At 70.2% G+C, this 16,905-nt stretch carries 16 protein-coding genes; 3 read left to right on the top strand and 13 right to left on the bottom strand.

Features of this window, described 5'->3' with window-relative positions; translation table 11 throughout:
• Positions 1–1,629, top strand: coding sequence for an amidohydrolase (locus FDA94_RS30925; RefSeq protein ID WP_137250597.1), 1,629 nt, complete (start codon positions 1–3; stop codon positions 1,627–1,629).
• Between the two features lie 49 nt (positions 1,630–1,678).
• Here FDA94_RS30925 and FDA94_RS30920 read toward each other — a convergent pair whose 3' ends face one another.
• The 12 genes from FDA94_RS30920 to uvrA form a co-directional block, all read right to left on the bottom strand.
• The gene (locus FDA94_RS30920) at positions 1,679–2,026 is read right to left on the bottom strand and encodes an RNA polymerase-binding protein RbpA (protein WP_081898407.1); all 348 of its coding nucleotides are present in this window, start codon (positions 2,024–2,026) and stop codon (positions 1,679–1,681) included.
• 72 nt (positions 2,027–2,098) lie between these two features.
• Complete coding sequence (secG, locus tag FDA94_RS30915; protein ID WP_061300674.1) at positions 2,099–2,329, bottom strand: preprotein translocase subunit SecG; 231 nt, start codon at positions 2,327–2,329, stop codon at positions 2,099–2,101.
• Between the two features lie 116 nt (positions 2,330–2,445).
• A complete protein-coding gene (gene tpiA / locus FDA94_RS30910; protein WP_137250596.1) occupies positions 2,446–3,210 on the bottom strand; it encodes a triose-phosphate isomerase in 765 nt (254 codons plus the stop codon).
• A 1-nt stretch (position 3,211) separates the two neighbouring features.
• Entirely contained in the window at positions 3,212–4,399 is a 1,188-nt protein-coding gene (locus FDA94_RS30905) for a phosphoglycerate kinase (protein ID WP_137250595.1), read from the bottom strand.
• Positions 4,399–5,403: a type I glyceraldehyde-3-phosphate dehydrogenase gene (gene gap, locus FDA94_RS30900; protein WP_137250594.1), complete on the bottom strand. Its 1,005-nt coding sequence runs from the start codon at positions 5,401–5,403 to the stop codon at positions 4,399–4,401. The genes FDA94_RS30905 and gap overlap by 1 nt, the downstream gene beginning before the upstream one ends.
• Positions 5,404–5,567: 164 nt before the next feature.
• Positions 5,568–6,548 (bottom strand): DNA-binding protein WhiA, encoded by a 981-nt coding sequence (gene whiA, locus FDA94_RS30895; RefSeq protein WP_030452232.1) that lies wholly within the window; start codon positions 6,546–6,548, stop codon positions 5,568–5,570.
• A gap of 63 nt (positions 6,549–6,611) precedes the next feature.
• A complete protein-coding gene (locus FDA94_RS30890) occupies positions 6,612–7,547 on the bottom strand; it encodes a gluconeogenesis factor YvcK family protein (RefSeq protein ID WP_137250593.1) in 936 nt (311 codons plus the stop codon).
• On the bottom strand, positions 7,544–8,422 hold the full coding sequence (rapZ, locus tag FDA94_RS30885) for an RNase adapter RapZ (RefSeq protein ID WP_137250592.1): 879 nt from the start codon (positions 8,420–8,422) through the stop codon (positions 7,544–7,546). The genes FDA94_RS30890 and rapZ overlap by 4 nt, the downstream gene beginning before the upstream one ends.
• Complete coding sequence (gene uvrC, locus FDA94_RS30880; RefSeq protein WP_137250591.1) at positions 8,419–10,320, bottom strand: excinuclease ABC subunit UvrC; 1,902 nt, start codon at positions 10,318–10,320, stop codon at positions 8,419–8,421. The genes rapZ and uvrC overlap by 4 nt, the downstream gene beginning before the upstream one ends.
• A gap of 51 nt (positions 10,321–10,371) precedes the next feature.
• Positions 10,372–11,430 (bottom strand): hypothetical protein, encoded by a 1,059-nt coding sequence (locus FDA94_RS30875; RefSeq protein WP_137250590.1) that lies wholly within the window; start codon positions 11,428–11,430, stop codon positions 10,372–10,374.
• Between the two features lie 155 nt (positions 11,431–11,585).
• Positions 11,586–12,173, bottom strand: coding sequence for a Rieske (2Fe-2S) protein (locus FDA94_RS30870; RefSeq protein WP_137250589.1), 588 nt, complete (start codon positions 12,171–12,173; stop codon positions 11,586–11,588).
• Positions 12,174–12,280: 107 nt separating this feature from the next.
• Positions 12,281–15,121 (bottom strand): excinuclease ABC subunit UvrA, encoded by a 2,841-nt coding sequence (uvrA, locus tag FDA94_RS30865; protein ID WP_137250588.1) that lies wholly within the window; start codon positions 15,119–15,121, stop codon positions 12,281–12,283.
• Between the two features lie 148 nt (positions 15,122–15,269).
• Here uvrA and FDA94_RS30860 point away from each other — a divergent pair, with 148 nt between their 5' ends.
• Positions 15,270–15,971: a maleylpyruvate isomerase N-terminal domain-containing protein gene (locus tag FDA94_RS30860; protein ID WP_137250587.1), complete on the top strand. Its 702-nt coding sequence runs from the start codon at positions 15,270–15,272 to the stop codon at positions 15,969–15,971.
• A 4-nt stretch (positions 15,972–15,975) separates the two neighbouring features.
• Positions 15,976–16,614: an MBL fold metallo-hydrolase gene (locus FDA94_RS30855; RefSeq protein ID WP_137250586.1), complete on the top strand. Its 639-nt coding sequence runs from the start codon at positions 15,976–15,978 to the stop codon at positions 16,612–16,614.
• On the opposite strand, the gene FDA94_RS30850 is transcribed toward FDA94_RS30855, so the two are convergent.
• Positions 16,615–16,887, bottom strand: coding sequence for a hypothetical protein (locus tag FDA94_RS30850; RefSeq protein ID WP_137250585.1), 273 nt, complete (start codon positions 16,885–16,887; stop codon positions 16,615–16,617).
• Positions 16,888–16,905: the final 18 nt, after the last annotated feature.

The following is a 16,905-nucleotide window of genomic DNA, read 5'->3' as shown; positions in this document are numbered from 1 at the left end:
TTGACCGAGACCCTGTTCCACGGAGGCCGCGTCTTCACCCCCGGCGGCTTCGCCGAAGCGGTGCTGGTCCGCGACGGAGTCATCGCCGCCGTGGGGACGCTCGACGACCTCGCCACTCCGGCCGCCGAGCCGTTCGACCTGGCCGGCGGACTGCTGACGCCGGGATTCACCGACAGCCACGTCCACCCGGTCCAGGCCGGTCTCGAACGGGCGCTGTGCGAACTGTCGGAGGTGTACGGCCTGGAGGCCTACTTGGGCGAGGTGCGGGAGTACGCCGCCGCCCACCCCGACCGCGAGTGGATCCAGGGCGGCGGCTGGGACATGGCCGCCTTCCCCGGCGGTCTGCCCCGCCGCGAGCAGCTCGACTTCCTCGACCGCCCCGCCTACCTGATCCAGCGCGACCACCACGCGGCCTGGGTCAACACGCGGGCCCTGGAGCGGGCCGGCATCGGCAGGGACACCCCCGACCCCGCCGACGGCCGCATCGAACGCGACCCCGACGGCACCCCGACCGGCGTCCTGCACGAGGGCGCGATGGACCTGGTCGGCCTGCTCACCCCCCGCCCCACCGCCGCCGACCAGGAGGCCGCGCTGCTGGACGCCCAGCGGCACCTGTTCTCCCTGGGCATCACCGGCTGGCAGGACGCGATCGTCGGCTCGTACGCGGGCTCCGACGACCAGCTCCCCACCTACCTGTCGGTGGCTGGGAAGGGCATGCTCACCGCCCGCGTGGTGGCCGCCCTGTGGTGGGACCGGACGCGGGGCGCCGAGCAGATCCCGTCACTGGTGGAGCGCCGGGCCTCGGCCGAGGGCCTCGACCGGTTCCGTGCCACCTCGATCAAGATCATGCAGGACGGCATCGCCGAGAACTTCACGGCGGCCGTGATCGAGCCCTACAACCGGCCCGATCTCAGAAGTCGGAGTGAGACCGGATGTCACTGCGGCGGGACCGGCCTGTCCTACGTGGATCCCGCGCTGCTGAAGGGCTACGTCCGCGAGCTCGACGCGCTGGGCTTCCAGGTGCACTTCCACGCCATCGGCGAGCGCGCGGTCAGGGAGGTGCTCGACTCCCTGGAGGGCACCGACCCGGCCAACCGCCACCACATCGCCCACCTGCAGATCATCACCCCCGACGACGTGCCCCGGTTCGCCGAGCTGGGCGCGGTGGCCAACCTCCAGCCGCTGTGGGCCGCCCACAGCCCCCAGATGGACGAGCTCACCCTGCCCTACCTGGGCGAGCCCCGCTCGTCGTGGCAGTATCCGTTCGGCGACCTGGTCGCCTCGGGCGCCCGGCTGGCGGCGGGCTCCGACTGGCCGGTCTCCTCGGCCGACCCCCTCGAAGGCATGCACGTCGCGGTCAACCGGGTCGAGCCGCCCGGCTCCCACCACGCCGGGCACACCGCGGCGCCGTTCCTCCCGGGGCAGGCGCTCGACCTGCGGACGATCATGACGGCGTACACGGAGGGAAGCGCCTGGCTGAACGGCTCACCGGCGGGCGTGATCGAACCGGGCCGGCCTGCCGACCTGGTCGTGCTCGACCGGGATCCCTTCGCCCAGCCGGCCGGCGAGATCGCCCTCACCGAGGTCCGGGCGACGTTCGTGGACGGAAACCAGGTCTTCGCGCGGTGAAACGCGAAACGGCCCCGCTGCCTGCGCAGCGGGGCCGTTTCGGCGAGTCCTAGTAGATCGGACGCGAGGAGGAACGCAGCCGCTCCAGCGCCTCCGCGAGGATCTGCGCGCCGTCCTTGTCGCTCCGGCGCTCCTTCACGTAGGCAAGGTGGGTCTTGTAGGGCTCATTGCGCGGCGGAGCAGGCGGGTTGGCCTGGTCCTGACCGGCGGGCAGGCCGCAACGGGGGCAGTCCCAGAATTCCGGGACGGCCGCGTCACTGGCGAAACTGGGACGCGTCTCGTGAAGATTCGCGCACCAGAAGGCGACACGCACTCGGGGGGCCGCCTCGCCGCGCTCGGCCTCGCCCATCGGGCCGGCTCCGACTCGACTGCCACGGATCGCGTTGCCACTACCCACGGATTACTCCTCGCTCGATCGCCCCGCGGGGAACACGGGGAGAGAATGAACCCTATGTGACGCTTGGGGCTGCTACGGCTTGAGCAGCAGGCCGAGCGCGATGATGCAGACGAACCACACGACGCCGGTGATGACCGTCAGACGGTCAAGGTTGCGCTCCACGACGGACGAACCGCCGAACGACGACGCGAAGCCGCCGCCGAACATGTCCGTCAGACCGCCACCCTTGCCCTTGTGGAGCAGAACCAGCAGCACCATGAGGGCGCTCGACAGAATGAGGGCGATGGAGATTCCGATAGTCACGGCAGACCTTTTCCGGATAGCGCCTGAGCGGCATGACGATTCAAACGTGCTCTATGAGGGTACGACCTGGTGTCAAGTCGCACCCCCATAATGACCCAGCTAGGCCGACATCTGCGCTAAAACCGGCAGATCTTCACGAACTCCGCCGGGTCGAGGCTGGCCCCGCCGACGAGCGCGCCGTCGACGTCGGGCTGTGCCATGATCCCCGCGATGTTGTCAGACTTCACCGAGCCTCCGTAAAGAATACGGACGGCGTCGGCGACTTCCGTGTCGTACAGCTCGGCGAGTCGCACGCGAATCGCGCCGCACACCTCCTGAGCGTCGTCAGGAGTGGCGACCTCGCCGGTGCCGATCGCCCAGACCGGCTCATAAGCGATCACGATCGTCTTCGCCTGCTCGGCCGAGACACCCTTGAGGGCGCCGTCGACCTGGGCCAGCGTGTGCTCGACCTGGTTGCCCGCCTGCCGGACCGGCAGGCCCTCGCCGACGCACAGGATCGGCGTCACCGAGTGGCGGTAGGCCGCCTGGACCTTGGCGTTGACCAGAGCGTCGTCCTCGGCGTGGTACTGCCGGCGCTCCGAGTGGCCGATCGCCACGAAGGTGCAGCCGAGCTTGCCGAGCATGGCGCCGGAGATCTCGCCGGTGTAGGCGCCGCCGTCGTAGGCGGACAGGTCCTGGCCGCCGTAGACGATGCGGAGCTTGTCGCCGTCGACCAGCGTCTGGACGCTGCGCAGGTCGGTGAACGGCGGCAGCACCGCGACCTCGACCTTGTCGAAGTCCTTGTCGGTCAGGGAGAAGGCGAGTTCCTGAACCAGCTTGATCGCCTCAAGGTGGTTCTTGTTCATCTTCCAGTTGCCGGCGATGAGCGGCTTGCGGCTCACGTCAGTCCTCCAGCGCGATCAGGCCGGGCAGTTCTTTGCCCTCGAGGTACTCGAGGGAGGCGCCGCCTCCGGTCGAGATGTGCGAGAAGCCGTCTTCCGGCAGGCCGAACTTGCGGACCGCCGCGGCGGAGTCGCCGCCGCCGACCACGGTGAACGCCTCGGAGCGCACGAGCGCCTCGGCGACCGCGCGGGTGCCGTTCGCGAACGCGTCGAACTCGAACACGCCCATCGGGCCGTTCCAGAACACGGTCTGGGCGTCGGCCAGCTTCTGGGCGAACAGCTCGCGCGTGCGCGGGCCGATGTCCAGGCCCTCCCGGTCGGCCGGGATGGCGGTGGCGTCGACGACCTCGTGTTCCGCGTCCTCGGCGAAGTGGGTGGCCGCGACGATGTCGACCGGCAGCACCAGTTCGACGCCGAGCGAGGCGGCCTGGTTGAGGAACCCGCGGACCGTGTCGAGCTGGTCTTCCTGCAGCAGCGACCTGCCGACCTCGTAGCCCTGGGCCTTGAGGAAGGTGTAGGCCATGCCGCCGCCGATCAGCAGGCGGTCGACCTTGGTCAGCAGGTTGGCGATGACGCCGAGCTTGTCGGAGACCTTCGCACCGCCCAGCACCACCGCATAGGGGCGGGCCGGGTCGACGGTCAGCTTCTTCAGCACGTCGACCTCGGCGGCGATCAGGCCGCCGACCGCGTGCGGAAGCTGCTTGGGCACGTCGTAGACCGACGCGTGCTTGCGGTGGACCGCTCCGAAGCCGTCGCCGACGTAGAGGTCGGCGAGCATGGCCAGGCGGGCCGCGAACTCGGCGCGGGCGGCGTCGTCCTTGGACTCCTCGCCCGGCTCGTAGCGCAGGTTCTCCAGCAGGGCCACCTGGCCCTCTTCCAGCGCCGCGACGGTGGCGCGGGCGGAGTCGCCGACCACGTCGGCGGCGAAGGCGACCGGCTCGCCCAGCAGCTCGGAGAGCCGCTTGGCCACGGGGGCCAGCGAGAACTCCGGCTTGACCTGGCCCTTGGGACGGCCCAGGTGAGCGCAGACGATCACCTTGGCGCCCTTGCCGGCCAGCTCCCGGATCGTCGGGAGCGAGGCGCGGATGCGGCCGTCATCGGTGATCACGTCCCCGTCGAGGGGAACGTTCAGGTCGGCGCGCACGAGGACGCGCCGACCTTTCACGTCGAGCTCGTCGAGACCACGCATCAGAGCGAGGCACCCACGTACTCGATGAGGTCCACGAGGCGGTTGCTGTAACCCCACTCGTTGTCGTACCAGCCGATGACCTTCACCTGGTTGCCGAAGACCTTGGTCAGGCCGGCGTCGAAGATGCAGGAGCTCGGGTCGGTGACGATGTCGCTCGAGACGATCTCGTCCTCGGTGTAGGTCAGGAAGCCCTTGAGCGGGCCCTCGGCGGCGGCCTTGAACGCGGCGTTGACCTCTTCGACGGTCACCTCGCGCTTGAGGTCGACGGTCAGGTCGGTGGCCGAGCCCGTGGGGATCGGCACGCGCAGCGCGAAGCCGTCGAGCTTGCCCTTGAGCTCCGGCAGCACCAGGCCGATCGCCTTGGCGGCGCCGGTCGAGGTGGGGACGATGTTCAGCGCGGCGGCGCGGGCGCGGCGGAGGTCGCCGTGCGGGCCGTCCTGCAGGTTCTGGTCCTGCGTGTACGCGTGGATCGTCGTCATGAGGCCCTTTTCGATCCCGAAGGAGTCGTTGAGGACCTTGCCGAGCGGGGCCAGGCAGTTGGTGGTGCACGACGCGTTGGAGATGATCGTGTGGTTCGCCGGGTCGTAGGTGTCGTGGTTGACACCCATGACGATGGTGACGTCCTCGTTCTTCGCCGGAGCGGAGATGATGACCTTCTTCGCGCCGTTCGCGGCGTGGACCTTGGCCTTGTTGGCGTCGGTGAAGAAGCCGGTCGACTCGACGACGACGTCGACGCCCAGGTCGCCCCACGGAAGGTTGGCCGGGTCGCGCTCGGCGAACGCCTTGATGGGCTTGCCGTCGACGATGATCTCGTCAGCGGTCGCCTTCACCTCGTAGGGGAGGCGGCCGAGGATGCTGTCGTACTTCAGCAGATGCGCGAGCGTGGCATTGTCCGTGAGGTCGTTGACAGCGACGACCTCGATGTCCTTGCCGCTGGCTGCGGCGGCTCGCCAGAAGTTGCGGCCAATGCGGCCGAAGCCGTTGATGCCTACGCGGATGGTCACGGGGATCCGTTCTCCTCGTCCGTCGTTACGTGACTGAAACCTCGGTGCAGACCCTATCGGACTCAAATTGGTTTAGACCAAGCGGGTCTGCCGCAGGGCGGCATAGCGTAAGAAAGCCGCAAAGCGGGGCGGCTAACTGTAAAAAATTGCCCCTATTCGACAGCTCAGCCGCTGAGCATGTCGGCCGTGAGGCTCGCCTCGGTGGTCGGCAGGCCGAGGTCCTGGGCCCGCTTGTCGGCCATGGCGAGAAGGCGGCGGATGCGGCCGGCGATGGCGTCCTTCGTCAGGGGCGGGTCGGCGATCTGGCCGAGCTCCTCCAGCGACGCCTGCTTGTGCTCCACCCGCAGCCGCCCGGCGATCACCAGGTGCTCGGGGGCGTCGTCGCCGAGGATCTCCAGGGCCCGCTGGACGCGCGCCCCGGCGGCCACGGCCGCGCGGGCCGAGCGGCGCAGGTTGGCGTCGTCGAAGTTGGCGAGGCGGTTGGCGGTGGCCCGGACCTCGCGCCGCATCCGGCGCTCCTCCCAGGCCAGCACGCTGTCGTGGGCGCCCAGGCGGGTCAGCAGGGCGCTGATGGCGTCGCCGTCGCGGACGACCACGCGGTCGACGCCGCGCACCTCGCGCGCCTTGGCGTGGATCTTCAGGCGGCGCGCGGACCCGACCAGGGCCAGCGCGGCCTCGGGGCCGGGGCAGGTCACCTCGAGCGACATGGACCGGCCCGGCTCGGTCAGCGAGCCGTGGGCCAGGAACGCGCCCCGCCAGGCGGCCTCGGCGTCGCACGTCGCTCCTGACACGACCTGTCGGGGCAGGCCCCGCACCGGGCGGCCGTGGTTGTCGATCAAGCCGGTCTGCCGCGCCAGCGCCTCGCCGTCCTTGTAGACGCGCACGACGTAACGCGACCCCTTCCGCAGCCCCGCCGGGGCCAGCACCAGGACCTCGGCCTTGTGGCCGAACACCTCGCCAATGTCCTTGATCAGGCGGCGGGCCGTCACGTTGGTGTCGAGCTCGGCCTCGATCACGATCCGGCCGCCCACCAGATGGAGCCCGCTGGCGAACCTGAGCAGCGTCGACACCTCGGCCTTGCGGCAGCAGGGCTTCAGCACCGGCAGGCGGCTCAGCTCGTCTTTTACCACGCCTGTCATGGCCATTAGCGCGTGTCCTCCCCCAAACAGACTATGGCCGTTAGTCTCTCGCACGCTGACTAGGGGGTATCACCGCTTCTCGCGGAAAATCTCGTCCAGGACAGCGGCAAGGCGTGGTGCATCGTGCCTGGGAGATCCGTCAGAGGCGCCCACATCGGCCAATACCAGGCGGCCCCCGAGGGCCACCACGGCCTTCTCCAGTTCGCCCGGTTCGGGAACGACGCCCCGATCTGCGACGACGGCGTCGACCAGCAGCGTCGGCGCGTGGTCGCGGAGCACCTCCAGATGGTTCTCGGGCGAGAAGCCGTCGGTCTCCCCCGGCTGAGGAGCCAGGTTGAGGATCACCAGGCGCCGGGCGGTGGTGGTCGCCAGCGCCCTGGCCAGCTCGGGGACCTTCAGATGCGGCAGCACGCTGGTGAACCAGGAGCCGGGCCCGAACACCACCCAGTCGGCCTCGTGGATGGCGCGGACCGCCTCGGGAGACACCGGCGGATCGGATGGAACGAGCGAAATCGCCCGCACGCGACCGGGCGTGAGCGCGCACGCGACCTGCCCCCGGACGGTCGTCACCGCGCCGTCGAGCTCGACCTCGGCCTGGATGTCGAGCGGCACCGAGGCCATCGGCAGCACCCGCCCGTGGGCGCCGAGAAGGCGGCCGACCCACTCGAGCGCCTTGACAGGGTCGTCAAGGAGCTCCCAGAGCGCCACGATCAGCAGGTTGCCGACCGCGTGCCCCTGCAGGTCGCCCTCGCCGTGGAAGCGGTGCTGGACGACCCGGGACCACGTCTGGCCCCACTCGTCGTCGCCGCAGAGCGCGGCCAGCGCCATGCGCAGGTCGCCGGGCGGCAGCACGCCGAGTTCGCGGCGCAGCCGGCCGCTGGAGCCGCCGTCGTCGGCGACCGTGACCACGGCGGTGAGGTCGGTGGTGACCCGGCGCAGGGCGGAGAGCGAGGCGTGCAGACCGTGGCCGCCTCCCAGCGCGACGACTCTGACGCCCTCGCTCACTCGCGGCCTACATCGCGGTGGCTCACCTGGACGTCCATGCCGCGTTCGCGCAGCCGCGCGCCGAGCTGCTCGGACATGGCCACGCTGCGGTGCTTGCCACCGGTGCAGCCGACGGCGAGGGTGGCATAGCCCTTGCCCTCGCGGGTGTAACCGGCGGCGACCACGCCGAAGACCTCCTCGTAGCCGTCGAGGAACTCCTTGGCGCCGGGCTGGCTGAGCACGTATTCCCTCACCGGTACGTCGAGACCGTTCATCGGCCGCAGTTCCGGCACCCAGTGAGGGTTGGGCAGGAAACGGCAGTCGACCACGAGGTCGGCATCGACCGGAAGGCCGTATTTGTAACCGAACGACACCACGTTGACCTTAAGGCCTGGCCGGTCCTCCCCGCCGAAGAACGAGACGATCTTCTTGCGGAGTTCGTGGACGTTGAGCTTGGAGGTGTCGATCACCAGGTCGGCGTTGGCCCGGACCTCGCGCAGGATGCCCCGCTCACGGTCGATGCCGTCGACCAGGCGGTTCTCCCCCTGGAGCGGGTGGGGCCGGCGCACGTTCTCGAACCGGCGCACCAGTTCGTCGTCGCTGGCCTCCAGGAACACCACCCGGACCTCGACCCCGCGGCCGTCGAGCTCCTCGATCGCCGCGTTGAGGTCGGTGGTGAACGCCAGCGACCGGACGTCGACGACCGCCGCGACGTGGTCGGCGGCCAGCTTGACCCGCCCGGCCTCCTCGGCCAGCGAGAACAGCAGGCCGGGCGGCAGGTTGTCGATGACGAACCAGCCCAGGTCCTCCAGCGCCTTGGCCGCGGTGCTCCGCCCGGCGCCGGACATTCCGGTGACGATCACGAAACCGGGCTCGCCGGAGCCGTTCTCGCTCATGCGCTCTCCCCCTTCAACGCCGCGACGATGGCCTCGGCCGTCGCCGGCCCGATGCCGGGAACCTCGCATATCTCGGCGGCCGTCGCGTCACCAAGGCGTTTCACGGAGCCGAAGTGACGGAGAAGAGCCTGCCGCCGGGCGGGACCGAGACCGGGGACCGCGTCCAGAGCGCTCTCTTTGAGCGATCGGGACCTCTTGGCACGATGGTAGGTGATCGCGAAGCGATGCGCTTCGTCACGGAGCCGCTGCAGAAGGTAGAGGGCCTCGCTCGTGCGCGGCAGGATCACCGGCTGGTCGTCGCCCGGCAGCCAGACCTCTTCGAGCCGCTTGGCCAGGCCGCACACCGCCACGTCGTCGATGCCGAGCTCGTCGAGGGCCCGCTGGGCCGCCGCGGCCTGCGCGGGGCCGCCGTCGACGACGACCAGGTTGGGCGGGTAGGCGAACTTGCGCGGCCGGCCGGTCTCGGGGTCGATCGGCTCGCCGGTCGGTTCGCCGCCGAGCTCGCCCGTGGCGCTGCGCTCCTCGAGGTAGCGGCGGAACCGCCGGGTGATGACCTCGTGGATGGAGGCGACGTCGCCTTCGGCGGATTTGATCTGGAACCGCCGGTATTCGCTCTTGCGGGCCAGCCCGTCTTCGAAGACGACCATCGAGGCGACCACGTTGGTGCCCTGGATGTGGGAGACGTCGTAGCACTCGACGCGCAGCGGCGCCTGGTCGAGGTCGAGCCCCTCGGCGAGCTCCTGGAGGGCCTTGCTGCGGCTGGTCAGATCGCTGGAGCGGCGCAGCTTGTGCTGGGTGAGGGCCTCTTTGGCGTTGCGCTCGACGGTCTCCATGAGCGCCTTCTTGTCGCCGCGCTGCGGCACCCTCACCTGGACGCGGGCGCCCTTCGCCTCGGAGAGCAGCTCGACCACGGCGTCGAGGTCGGGCGGGTTCGCCGGGACGAGGATCTCGCGCGGGATCTCGGCCTCGGAGTACATCTGGATGAGGAAGTGCTCGACCAGGTCGCCGGGCGTGGACTCCTCGACCTTGTCGACGACCCAGCCGCGCTGGCCGCGGATGCGCCCGCCGCGCACGTAGAAGACCTGGATGGCGGCCTCGAGGTCGTCTTCGGCCAGGGCCACCACATCGGCGTCGGTGGCGTCGCCGAGCACCACGGCCTGCTTCTCCAGCGCCTTCTGGAGGGCCTGGACGTCGTCGCGCAGGCGGGCGGCGCGTTCGTACTCCTCCACCGCGGCGGCCTCGCGCATCTCCTGTTCGATGCGCTTGATGAAGCGGGTGGTGTTGCCGGCCATGAAGTCGCAGAAATCTTCGGCCAAGTCGCGGTGCTGCTCAGGCGTGACCCGGCCGACGCACGGCGCCGAGCACTTGTCGATGTAGCCGAGCAGGCAGGGCCGCCCGATCTGGCCGGCCCGTTTGAACACACCCGCCGAGCAGGTGCGGACCGGGAAGACCCGCAGCAGCAGGTCGACGGTCTCGCGGATGGCCCAGGCGTGACTGTAGGGCCCGAAGTAACGGGTGCCCTTGCGCTTGGCGCCGCGCATGACCTGGACGCGGGGGAACTCGTCGGACATCGTCACGGCGAGGTAGGGATAGGACTTGTCGTCGCGGTATTTGACGTTGAAGTGGGGGTCGAACTCCTTGATCCAGGAGTATTCGAGCTGGAGGGCCTCGACCTCGGTGCCGACGACGGTCCAGTCGACGCGGGCGGCGGTGGTCAGCATCGACTGCGTGCGGAAGTGGAGGCTCGCGAAGTCGGCGAAGTAGGAGTTCAGTCGTTGCCGCAGGCTCTTCGCCTTGCCCACGTAGATCACCCGGCCGGAGGGATCCCTGAAACGGTAGACGCCGGGAGACTCGGGGATCGATCCGGGTGCGGGCCGATAGGTTGCCGGATCAGCCACCCTCAAAGACTATCCGCCCCCGCTGACATTCCGATTCCATGATCGAGGACATCACGGGAGCGTCTCCACCATCTGCGGCATCGCCGCCACGAACCCGGCGACACAGCCGATGGCGGTCACAACGGCGTAGGGCCGCCAGCCCGTCATCCGCTCCGCCAGGTGCCGCGCCAGCGCCAGATGGCACATCAGCACGACGACCGGTACAAAGCGGGCGAACTCATAGCGCCCCGCCCACGCGGCCACCCCGACGACCCCGGTCCCGAGGGCGGCGATGATCAGCAGTTCCCTGCCGAGCCGCCGGCGCACGCCGTAGAGGAGGGCGGGGACGCCGAGCAGCGCGAGGCCGTACCGGAGATGCGGGTCCTCCAGCAGCGGCGCGTGCACCTCGGAGAACTCCGGCGAATCGCCGAGCACCCCGGTCACGTCGGGATAGGGCCACGCCAGCGCCAGCGCGATCGCCCCCACCCCGGCGGGAACGATCAGCACCAGCCGCCGCCACTCCCACCGCCGGGCCACCAGGATGCCCACCACCCCGAGCAGCGTCGCCACGGCCGCGAACGGATGGACGAGCAGGATCATCGGCGGCAGCAGCACCAGCCCGACGAGCCCGCGCCCGGTCTCCCGGAACCGCACGAACACCGTCCAGGTCAGCACCATCAGCGCCAACGCGGGCGTCGAGGGGAAGGCGAACGAGAACGACAAGGAGGTGAGCCCCGGGAACCCGGTGGCCCCGAACCCGCTGACCCCCCACAGCACCACCGTGAAGACCGCCGCGAGCGCCGCGACGGAGTCACGCGCGCCGAGCTCCCGCCCGAACGCCCGCAGGGCCACCAGCAGCAACAGGACGTTCAGTAAGCCGGCGACCCCGAGAACGGTCTCGGGCCCGGCGCCGGAGATCCGGGCCAGCATCGCCAGCCCGAGGACGTAGGGCGTCGGCGTCCAGCCCCCGGCCGGCGGCTCGTCGAGCATCGCCCGCAGGGTGGCGACATGGAGGTCCCAGTCCGCCAGCCAGGCGTGCCGGAAGGCGACGAGCACCCCCCACCCCAGCACCGCCCCCGCGGCCAGGACGAACCACCCCGGCCGACCGGCCCGCGCGAACCCCCACACCACTCCATGATCATCAACCGACCGTCAACCGAGCACCCCCGACACCCCAAGGGCGGGCCTGCCCGTCCACGACCTCCGCCCGGACCGCGCCGATCCGCGTTCCCGATGACCACAAGCCAGACCTCCGCTCGGGCGCGTGCGGAGCACGCGCCATCACACTACGCGAGGACGATGCTGTCCCCGTTCACCGTGATCTGCTTCTCCTCCAGCGGCGACGGCGCGGGGCCGCCCGCCACCGACCCATCGGCGATCTTGAACTTGCTGCCGTGGCAGGGGCAGTTGATGGTGCCGCCGGAGATGCTGGCCACCGTGCAGCCCGCGTGGGTGCAGACCGCGGTGAAGCACTTGAAGTTGCCCGGCGTCGGCTGGGTGATGACGACCTTCTCCGCCTCGAAGATCTTGCCGCCGCCCTCGGGGATGTCGGCGGTCTTGGCGAAGGCGTTGGCCGCCTGGGCGGGCGGCTCCTCCTCGGCCGGCGGGTCGGCCGGCTCCTCTTCCGGCTGGTCGGCCGGGGGCGCTTCGGACTCGGTGTCGCCGGCGGGAGGCGGATTGTCGCCCCAGGCCGGCTTCGCCTGGTCGGCGGGCACCGACCCCGGCGGCTCGGCGCTGGTGGCCGTGCCGGAGGAGTAGCCGGTGCACGCCGTCAGGGCGGCGGCCAGCCCGGCGCCGCCCACCGCGAAGACCAGGCCCCGCCGCGTCAGCGCGCTCGTGACCTGCTCCTGCTCAGAGGTGCCGTTAACGTTCATTTCCATCCTCCGCTGGGGGACTTCCCGATCATTGGTAGGTACGGGCCCAACCCCGTTCGTGGTTCAGCCTGGCCTACCGGATCCCACCGGAATATGAAGAAATGCACTTACAGGTCGAGGATCTTTCGCAGGAACACCCCGGTGTGGCTGCCGTCGACCAGCGCGACGTCTTCGGGGGTGCCGGTCGCGACCACCCGGCCGCCGCCCGAACCGCCCTCGGGGCCCATGTCGATCACCCAGTCGGCCGTCTTGATCACGTCGAGGTTGTGCTCGATGACGATGACCGTGTTCCCGGCGTCGACCAGCCGCTCCAGCACGCCCAGCAGCCGCCGGATGTCCTCGAAGTGGAGACCGGTGGTGGGCTCGTCGAGCACGTAGATCGTGCGGCCCGTCGACCGCCGCTGCAGCTCGGAGGCGAGCTTCACGCGCTGGGCCTCGCCGCCCGACAGGGTGGTGGCGGGCTGCCCGAGACGGACGTAGCCGAGGCCGACGTCGTTGAGGGTGCGCAGGTGGCGGCTGATCGCCGGGATGGCCTCGAAGAAGTCGAGCGCCTCCTCGATCGGCATGTCGAGGATCTCGGCGATCGTCTTGCCCTTGTAGTGGACCTCCAGCGTCTCCCGGTTGTAGCGGGCGCCGTGGCAGACCTCGCACGGGACGTAGACGTCCGGCAGGAAGTTCATCTCGATCTTGATGGTGCCGTCGCCGGCGCACGCCTCGCAGCGCCCGCCCTTGACGTTGAAGCTGAACCGGCCCTGCTGGTAGCCGCGGATCTTGGCCTCGGTCGTCTGCGCGAACAGCTTCCGGACGTGGTCGAACACCCCGGTGTAGGTCGCCGGGTTGGAGCGCGGGGTGCGCCCGATCGGCGACTGGTCGACGTGGACGACCTTGTCGAGCTGGTCGACCCCGTTGACCCGCGAGTGCCGCCCCGGCACGGTCTTCGCGCCGTGCAGCTCCTTGGCCAGCGCGTTGTAGAGGATGTCGTTGACCAGCGTCGACTTGCCCGATCCGGACACCCCGGTCACGGCGGTGAAGACGCCGAGCGGGAACTCGACGTCGATGCCGCCGAGGTTGTGCTCCCGGGCGCCCTTGACCACCAGCTGGCGCTTGCGGTCGCGCTTGCGGCGCTTCTTCGGCACCGCGATGGCCCGCCGGCCCGACAGGTAGGCGCCGGTCAGCGACTCCTCGCTGGCCAGCAGCTCTTCGACGGTGCCCGAGACGACCACCTGGCCGCCGTGCTCACCGGCGCCGGGGCCGATGTCGACCACCCAGTCGGCCGCCGCGATGGTGTCTTCGTCGTGCTCGACGACGATCAGGGTGTTGCCCATGTCGCGCAGCCGGATCAGGGTCTCCAGCAGGCGCATGTTGTCACGCTGGTGCAGGCCGATCGAGGGCTCGTCGAGGACGTACAGGACGCCGACCAGGCCCGAGCCGATCTGGGTGGCGAGCCTGATGCGCTGGGCCTCGCCGCCGGCGAGGGTGCCGGCGGCCCGGTTGAGGGTGAGGTAGTCGAGACCCACGTCGAGCAGGAAGCCCAGGCGGGCGTTGATCTCTTTCACCACCCGCTCGGCGATGTGCATGTCGCGCTCGGAGAGCTTGAACCCGGCCAGGAACTTCGCGCACTCGCCGATCGACAGGGCCGCGACCTCGGCGATCGACGACCCGCCGACGGTCACCGCGAGCGAGACCGGCTTGAGGCGGCGGCCCTTGCAGGCCGGGCACGGGATCTCCCGCATGTAGCCTTCGAACTTCTCCCGCACCGCGTCGCTCTCGGACTCGGCGTGGCGGCGCTGGATCCACGGGATCACGCCGTCGAAGTCGGTGTAGTAGGAGCGCTGGCGCCCGAACCGGTTGCTGTAGCGGATGTGGACCTGCTCGTCGTGGCCGTGCAGCAGGGCGTTCTGCTGGGCCCGGGTCAGCTTCTCCCACGGGGTGTCGAGGTCGAACCCGAGCGCGTTGCCCAGGCCCTCCATCAGCTTCTCGAAGTAGTCGCTGGTGTGGCCGCCCGCCCACGGGGTGAGCGCGCCGTCGCCGAGGGTCTTCTCGGGGTCCGGGACGACCAGCTCGGGGTCGACCTCCATCCGGGTGCCCAGGCCGGTGCACTCGGGGCAGGCGCCGAACGGCGAGTTGAACGAGAACGAGCGGGGCTCCAGTTCCTCGAACGACAGGTCGTCGTAGGGGCAGTAGAGGTGCTCGGAGTAGAAGCGCTCCCGGTTGGGGTCGTCGGCCTCCAGGTCGACGAAGTCGAGGGTGATCGTGCCCCCCGACAGCTGCAGCGCGGTCTCGACCGAGTCGGTCAGCCGGCGGCGGGCCGACTCTTTGACCGCCAGCCGGTCGACGATCACCTCGATGTCGTGCTTCTCGTACTTCTTGAGGGTCGGCGGCTCTTCGAGGCGGATGATCGTGCCGTCGACGCGGGCGCGGGCGTAGCCCTTGGTCTGGAGCTCGCGGAACAGCTCGGCGTATTCGCCCTTGCGGCCCCGGATCACCGGCGCGAGCACCTGGAAGCGGGTGCCCTCCTCCAGTTCCAGGACGCGGTCGACGATCTGCTGCGGGGTCTGCCGGGCGATCGGCCGCCCGCAGGTCGGGCAGTGGGGCTTGCCGATGCGGGCCCAGAGGAGCCGCAGGTAGTCGTACACCTCGGTGATCGTGCCGACGGTCGACCGAGGGTTGCGGCTGGTCGACTTCTGGTCGATCGACACCGCCGGGGACAGGCCCTCGATGAAGTCGACGTCGGGCTTGTCCATCTGGCCGAGGAACTGCCGGGCGTACGCCGACAGCGACTCGACATAGCGCCGCTGGCCCTCGGCGAAGATCGTGTCGAAGGCCAGGCTCGACTTGCCTGAGCCGCTCAGCCCGGTGAAGACGATCAGGGCGTCTCGGGGGAGATCGAGAGAGACGTCCTTCAAATTGTGTTCGCGCGCGCCACGCACGACGAGACGGTCAGCCACAGCGTTCCCGATGGTCGTTGGGGTCTACAGGTGTGCGTCGGGCAGGCTATCCGCCGCCACCGACAAAAACCGGCCGGGCCGGTCTCCCCCTGCTCATCCAGAGTATGCAGCCGGTCAAACCTGTTGTCCCGTGGTCCAGGATGAAGCCATGTCCCTTCTTGACGACTACCGGGCGGAGCTCCAGGCCGCCGACGCCCGGCTGATCTCCACCGTGGCCGCCCTGTCCGACGAGGAGATGCGCGCGCCCTCGGCCCTGCCCGGCTGGACCCGGGGCCACGCGGTCACCCACGTCGCCCGCAACGCCGACTCCCTGGTCAACCTGCTCACCTGGGCCCGTACGGGCGTGGTCACCCCGCAGTACCGCGACGCGTCCGAACGCGACGCCGGCATCGAGGCGGGCTACGGCCGTCCCGCGAAGGAGCAGCTCGCCGACCTTGAGGAGAGCACCGCCCGCTTCGCCGCGGCCATGGACGCGATCCCCGAGGAGCGGTGGAACGCCCTGATCAGCGGCACCCGCCCGCCCGAGCACCCCGCCTGGTACGTCGTGATGCGCCGCCTGCGCGAGGTCGAGATCCACCACGGCGACCTCGGCACCGAGTACACCTGGCGCGACTGGCCCGACCGCTACGTCGACTGGGAGTGGCGCGACTCCCCCGCGCTGCTGGGCGAGCCGACGTACCGGAGCCTCACCGCGACCGACACCGGCGAGAAGATCGGCGGCACCGACGGCCCGGACCTCCAGGCCACCAAGCGCGAGCTCGTCGCCTGGCTGATCGGCCGCCACGCCCCCGGCGGCTTCCCCGCTCCCCCGCCCTGGATGGTCCGGTCCGCCCCCGAAGGCCTAGCGTGATCTCATGACCTATACGGGAGACGTGTCCAAGGGCGGCCCGGCCGACGTCCGGGAGCTGGAGAAGATCACCATAGCCAAGATGGAGGTCGGCGACTTCGGCAACAACGCCTACCTGATCCGCTGCCGCGAGACCGGCGACGGCATGCTGATCGACGCCGCCGCCGAGCCCGAGAGACTCCTGGAGCTGATCGGGCGACAGCCCATCAGCGTGATCGTGACCACCCACCAGCACGGCGACCACTGGGGCGCCCTGGAGGAGGTCGCCAGGGCGACCGGCGCGACCGTGGTGGCGGGCCGCGAGGACGCCGCGGCGCTGCCGGTCGAGGCCCGGCCCGTCGACGGCGGCGACCGGGTGACCGTCGGCGTGACCGACCTGGAGGTGATCCACCTGCGCGGCCACACGCCGGGCTCGATCGCCCTCTACTACCCGGGCCACGTCTTCACGGGAGACTCGCTGTTCCCGGGCGGGGTGGGCAACACCATGAAGGATCCGGAGCGGTTCAACCGGCTCTACACCGACGTGGTGGAGCGGATCTTCGACCGGTTCGGCGACGAGACCTGGGTCTACCCGGGTCATGGCAAGGACACCACGCTCGGGGCAGAGCGCCCCGCGCTGCCCGAATGGAAGGCGCGCGGCTGGTAGTCAGCGCGCGCCCAGCACCTTGGCGATGAGGGTGGCGGCGGCGTCGGGATCGTCGGCGCTCTCGACGATCTCGCCCCACGACCACCGGTAGAACCAGCCGCCCTGCAGCGAGACGCAGTCGACGGTCTCGTTGAGCAGGGCGGCCTCCGGGTCGCTCACCTTCAGCGACGGCGGGTCGAGCCGCAGGGTGACGGCGAAGCCGCGCTGTTCGAGCTCACGCGCCAGCTTGCCGAGGAAATAAGACCGGGTGAGCTCACGCGGGGCGGTCGCCATGCGTTCATTGAACAACGG

This window comes from Herbidospora galbida (genome assembly GCF_005233835.1).
Taxonomy (GTDB): domain Bacteria; phylum Actinomycetota; class Actinomycetes; order Streptosporangiales; family Streptosporangiaceae; genus Herbidospora; species Herbidospora galbida.
The sequence above is the reverse complement of the archived record's forward strand: the minus strand, read 5'-3'. Positions and strand labels throughout refer to the sequence as shown.

What these genes read in the sequence shown, in the direction of transcription:
- whiA (WP_030452232.1), bottom strand. Translation starts at nt 6,548, where the DNA reads ATGGCCATGACAGGCGTGGTAAAAGACGAGCTGAGCCGCCTGCCGGTG.
- FDA94_RS30860 (WP_137250587.1), top strand. Translation starts at nt 15,270, where the DNA reads ATGTCCCTTCTTGACGACTACCGGGCGGAGCTCCAGGCCGCCGACGCC.
- rapZ (WP_137250592.1), bottom strand. Translation starts at nt 8,422, where the DNA reads ATGAGCGAGAACGGCTCCGGCGAGCCCGGTTTCGTGATCGTCACCGGA.
- FDA94_RS30870 (WP_137250589.1), bottom strand. Translation starts at nt 12,173, where the DNA reads ATGAACGTTAACGGCACCTCTGAGCAGGAGCAGGTCACGAGCGCGCTG.
- FDA94_RS30855 (WP_137250586.1), top strand. Translation starts at nt 15,976, where the DNA reads ATGACCTATACGGGAGACGTGTCCAAGGGCGGCCCGGCCGACGTCCGG.
- FDA94_RS30905 (WP_137250595.1), bottom strand. Translation starts at nt 4,399, where the DNA reads ATGCGTGGTCTCGACGAGCTCGACGTGAAAGGTCGGCGCGTCCTCGTG.
- FDA94_RS30850 (WP_137250585.1), bottom strand. Translation starts at nt 16,887, where the DNA reads ATGGCGACCGCCCCGCGTGAGCTCACCCGGTCTTATTTCCTCGGCAAG.